Annotated in this window: 13 protein-coding genes; all 13 read left to right on the top strand. The window is 32.2% G+C overall.

Going from position 1 to position 4541, the window contains the following annotated elements; all coding sequences use genetic code 11:
- Positions 1-603: DNA polymerase sliding clamp (locus tag ACJROP_RS05870; protein WP_406534553.1), on the top strand; the 603-nt coding region annotated here is incomplete at its 5' end.
- 10 nt (positions 604-613) lie between these two features.
- Entirely contained in the window at positions 614-994 is a 381-nt protein-coding gene (locus ACJROP_RS05865) for a DUF2283 domain-containing protein (protein WP_406534552.1), read from the top strand.
- Positions 995-1000: 6 nt separating this feature from the next.
- Positions 1001-1294: a hypothetical protein gene (locus tag ACJROP_RS05860; RefSeq protein WP_406534551.1), complete on the top strand. Its 294-nt coding sequence runs from the start codon at positions 1001-1003 to the stop codon at positions 1292-1294.
- A complete protein-coding gene (locus tag ACJROP_RS05855) occupies positions 1254-1721 on the top strand; it encodes a DUF5662 family protein (protein ID WP_406534550.1) in 468 nt (155 codons plus the stop codon). The genes ACJROP_RS05860 and ACJROP_RS05855 overlap by 41 nt, the downstream gene beginning before the upstream one ends.
- A 4-nt stretch (positions 1722-1725) precedes the next feature.
- Complete coding sequence (locus ACJROP_RS05850; protein ID WP_406534549.1) at positions 1726-1932, top strand: hypothetical protein; 207 nt, start codon at positions 1726-1728, stop codon at positions 1930-1932.
- A 2-nt stretch (positions 1933-1934) separates the two neighbouring features.
- On the top strand, positions 1935-2327 hold the full coding sequence (locus tag ACJROP_RS05845) for a hypothetical protein (protein WP_406534548.1): 393 nt from the start codon (positions 1935-1937) through the stop codon (positions 2325-2327).
- Positions 2328-2700: 373 nt separating this feature from the next.
- A complete protein-coding gene (locus ACJROP_RS05840) occupies positions 2701-2943 on the top strand; it encodes a hypothetical protein (protein WP_406534547.1) in 243 nt (80 codons plus the stop codon).
- Positions 2936-3142 (top strand): hypothetical protein, encoded by a 207-nt coding sequence (locus ACJROP_RS05835; protein ID WP_406534546.1) that lies wholly within the window; start codon positions 2936-2938, stop codon positions 3140-3142. The genes ACJROP_RS05840 and ACJROP_RS05835 overlap by 8 nt, the downstream gene beginning before the upstream one ends.
- Positions 3139-3474, top strand: a complete 336-nt coding sequence (locus ACJROP_RS05830) for a hypothetical protein (protein WP_406534545.1) — start codon at positions 3139-3141, stop codon at positions 3472-3474. Before ACJROP_RS05835 ends, ACJROP_RS05830 begins: the two co-directional genes overlap by 4 nt.
- Positions 3475-3476: 2 nt before the next feature.
- The gene (locus tag ACJROP_RS05825) at positions 3477-3719 is read left to right on the top strand and encodes a hypothetical protein (protein WP_406534544.1); all 243 of its coding nucleotides are present in this window, start codon (positions 3477-3479) and stop codon (positions 3717-3719) included.
- The gene (locus ACJROP_RS05820; RefSeq protein ID WP_406534543.1) at positions 3712-3879 is read left to right on the top strand and encodes a hypothetical protein; all 168 of its coding nucleotides are present in this window, start codon (positions 3712-3714) and stop codon (positions 3877-3879) included. Before ACJROP_RS05825 ends, ACJROP_RS05820 begins: the two co-directional genes overlap by 8 nt.
- Positions 3876-4064 carry a hypothetical protein gene (locus ACJROP_RS05815; RefSeq protein ID WP_406534542.1) on the top strand — a complete coding sequence of 63 codons (189 nt, stop codon included), beginning with the start codon at positions 3876-3878 and terminating at the stop codon, positions 4062-4064. The genes ACJROP_RS05820 and ACJROP_RS05815 overlap by 4 nt, the downstream gene beginning before the upstream one ends.
- Positions 4065-4068: 4 nt before the next feature.
- On the top strand, positions 4069-4541 hold a 473-nt coding region (locus ACJROP_RS05810), incomplete at its 3' end, for a hypothetical protein (protein WP_406534541.1).

Here is a 4541-nt window from a genome sequence, read left to right as displayed (position 1 = left end):
ATAGTATTTTGTGGCCTTGATTTGAAACCAACTGTATTTGATGAGTTTGAATGCACTGTACCGGATAAAATCACTATTGATACTGATGAATTCATGAAAATATTGAAAAGAGCAAAAGGTAATGATACATTAACTTTGTCTAGTGATGAGGGTAATGTTATTATTAAGTTCACTGGTGATGTTGACCGTGAATTCAAAATCCGTTTGATTGATATTGAATATGAAAGTCCACAACCACCTGCATTAAATCCACCTGTAAGTGTTGAGGTTCCAAGTGAATTGGTTAATGAATGTTTAAAAGACATGGCATTATTCAGTGAAAAAGTATACTTTATGGTTGATGAGAATTACTTTAAAGCAATCACTGATGGAGAATTTGGTGATGCAGAAGTAGCATATCTCCATGGTGATAATATACTGGAAGTTGTTAAATCCTGTTACAGTGTGCCGAAATTACAGGAAATGTTTAAGGCCAGTAAATTCAGTGACATTGTAGAAGTTGCTTTAGGTACTGACATGCCATTAACATTAAAATTCAAACTAGTCTCCGATGATGGAGAAATGAGTTTTCTGCTCGCACCAAGATTAGAAGAGACCGAATAAGAGGGTTTTAATGTCAAATAATGATATTATTCAGTTAAAGTATAATTATGACTCTGAAGTGGACTCATTAACCTTAAGAGTTAACGAAGATTATAATTATGAGGTTTCACTAGAAGTTAATCCTAACCTAATAATAGATGTTAGTACTGATAAAAAGGTCATGGCCTTTGAAATATTAGATGCTAAACATTACTTTGAAATCGACGGTAAATATTTAGATAAAGCTGATTTCATTATTACTGTTACGGTTAATGAGGATGTTATTAAATCAGAGTTCATATTAATCACAATGGATAATCAGACTCGTAAAGCATATCGTGTTTCCAGTAAAGCAATTAATGAAGAATATGTTGAAAATGGATTATTTAAGTATGCGACTATAGGAGTATAAGGGATTATGAGTAATGATTTTGAAAGGGAAATGTTTGAATGGAAACAAGCACGTTCCGAGGAGAAAAGATTACTGGAGCATATGTGTGTTGATTTAGAGTTAGTTAACACACAGAATCACTTAGTTGATTGGGCGCAGGAGTATATATTAATCTTAAATAAACTTGATGAAGCCCGTAAATATTTGAATACTCTGGAGTTACAGAAAACTGTAGCTGAAAGATATTTAATGAGTTCCTTTAAAATAAATGAGGTTATTAATGATGAGGAAGATAAAAATCAAGAAAACCAACAATCCTGATTACGGATACACTAATCAAGAAGAATTATACGCTGAAACAACACAACATCAACAGGATGTCTGTCGAGTGATGTATGAATTAGCTAAAATTCTTATGAAAAGAGGGGAAATCCATGACTGGACCAAAAAGAAATACTTCCAGGATTTCGCTAACGATACATTGGAGAGATTAGATACTCCTGATTTTAAAAGCCGTGAATGGTACAAGACACATACCACTTTAGAGAGACATCATATTAATGCTAATGTACCAGATGATGTTGATTTAATTGATTGTTTGGAAATGATTGTTGATTGCGTATGCGCTGGCAAATCCCGTAGCGGTGAAGTAAACCCATCATTCCTCATACTCAAAGAAGGAGCATTAGAAAAAGCTTACTGGAATACTGTAAATAAAATATCAAATAATGTGATACTGGAGGATTAAACATATGCATTTGAGACATTTATGTGAAAAGTATATTGTTATAGATGATAAAGTTAAAGAATTATCCGAAAAACTGGATAACGAAACTAATTATCGAGAAAAACAGAAATTAACAGCGGATTATCTAAAAGCATATATGGAAAGGGAAGATTTTAAATCCGGTATGCGAAGACAATTAGTCAAAGAGCTCGTAGAGGGGATAGGTGATTGAGGATGTCTCATCCATTTGAGGAGGAATTTAAAGACAGATCTTCTAAAGAAAAATTAAGATTATATCATTTATATAATGGTTTCGTAACATATTTAAATCAAACCTTAACAAAGGAAATGGAGAAATATCTCTACGATAACTGTAAAAAAGAAGATAATCATTGTTTCATCATTGAATTTAAAGATGGTGGTAAATATTTGCTCGTCGAGGATTACTTTAAACCTGGTGGTGAGAGGATATCTGATGAGTTAATATTCCGATTCGCCGAGGAATACGGTCTGAGAGTTGAATCAGTAACTCATGAAGTCAATGAACATTTCGATGATTTTAGTTTAGAGCATTATACCTCTGAAACTAATAATTACTGCATATGTTACGAGTTAAAGATAAAATAAAGATTTCTATTAATTGAATAGAAAATTCAGGTATAGGGAACTTTTCAAAGATTTTCTATGTTTTTGAATAGATTTCTATACTGTTTAATAGAAAATTCTTAATAAGAAAGTTTTCAAAGATTTTCTACACTCCTGAAAGACGGGGAATAGAAAATTTGTACGGATAAACTTTTCAAAGATTTTCTATTAAACAAAATAAGGGGATGTAGAAAAATGATAGTGAGAAACTTCGTAAAGATTTTCTATACAATCGAATACATTTCTATAAGATTTAATAGAAAATCCTTGTGGAAGAACTTTTCAAAGAATTTTCTACATGGCCGTATTAATTGAATAGAAAAAACCCAAAGAAAAAAGCCGAGATGAATTATCTATGAGTCAAATAGAACAATTTTTAAAGGAATATGAGAGTAAAACCCCTTATGATTTATATCATTCGGAGATACGGATAATCGGAGAAGATTATGATGTTGAATTGAATGGTATACATATTAATCGTGCCTGGAAAGGTAATGGTGAAACATTAATCTTAGAAACAATGAATCATCGCAAATTACGATTACAGATTACCAAGGACACGCAATTCTTAATAAATGGGGAATCTTTATATGACTAAGAATTATTATTATGACCGTATCTGGAAAAGGTATCGTGTAGCTAAAACTGTTAAAGGTAGAAAAATGAGTTACGGCACATATGCCACTGAAGAAGAAGCCCAGCTTGTTGTCGAGGAATTGAAAAAAGTTGATTGGGACCGCAACCAACTACCCAACATCCGAGACAAACTAGGTATAAAATCAGTCCGAAAATTATGATCCCAGTAGATAAATTATTAAAAGATTTGAAAAATCAACCTTTAGAAGATGTCCTAGAAAAATATGACATTTCCCTATCAGATTTATTCAGAATCCAACGAAACAGAAAATATCATACTGGGGAATACAAGTATATTACACGGACTAAAAGTAAAGCATATTCCATAAATAAAACTAGTGATGGTGAAAACTGTTATTTCGGCACTTATAAGGATAAAAAAGAAGCTGAAGCTATTGTTGAGGAGTTAAAAAAATGTGGCTGGGATATTAACCAATTACCCAGTATATTAGAAAGGTTGAATATTCAATCAAAATCTGAAAGAGAGTATTGATTATGACATTTAAATGCCGATGTTTAATTTACCTAAATCAAAAATGTACTGGTTTAGATTTAATGGATTGCAGGATGAATCTAATACATAGCATATACCCTAAAGGATTGCACAGGGAATGGTACAGTGTGGATGATTTAGATTTATGGTTCGAGTCTGATTTAGAAGAAGGCTGCACTTTAATAAAACATCGCACAGCCGATAGTAAATATCATTTCAAACCAAGGAGGCGGTTGGATGGATGATGATAAATTCCAGATGAAAGTCAATGATGATTATATTAGTATTATTGATGTTGAAACCGGTCGGCAATTAGATTTGAATAATAAATGGCATGTTAAACAATTAATCAAATTACTAAACGATTGGCGGTTAATAATAAAAGACAAATGGAGGATAAAATGACAGAAAATATACATGTTAGAGAGTTACTAGGATACTGCATGGACACAGACCAAGACTGTGATGTGCATATATACATCAACAATGTACCAATAGGATTCCCTATTGGAGAATTAGATTATGACTTTGATGGGAGTTTAAAAATACATATCAAAGACCCAAGTATTAAAATAAACGAGGAGGATTAAACGTATGGAGCAGGTGCAATTAATACCATTCAAAGAAATGGTTAAATACTATTCAAAAATAACAAGTGCAATTTATAATGAAATCGAGGAAGTATTCCCCACAAAACATAAAGGATTCTGTAAAACAGTGCATAGTGAAGAATATAAAAATGCTTACGGTTGGTTGCAAAGAGCCGATTGGAGACTAGCAGAAACCGAATCCATGAGAAAATATTACACTGAACCAGAATTCAAATACTATGGCCTAGAAAACCTAAGCAACGTACACCATAGAATAGAAGGATACCTAAAAAATACGGAATTCAAGTTCACGGAATCAGTAACAGATTATCATAAATATGATGATATCATAGCCGAACGTATGGATATGGTGCATGATCCAGATTTCCACAAATACTTTAATTATTATTCACGATTACATGATTTTGAACAATTCCATGAGAATATAGGTTTGGATAAACACTGGTTAATCAGTGA

It is taken from the genome of Methanobrevibacter sp., from assembly GCF_045220775.1.
In the GTDB taxonomy this organism is placed as follows: domain Archaea; phylum Methanobacteriota; class Methanobacteria; order Methanobacteriales; family Methanobacteriaceae; genus Methanocatella.
Note: the sequence above shows the minus strand (reverse complement) of the source record. Positions and strands in the feature narration are given on the sequence as shown.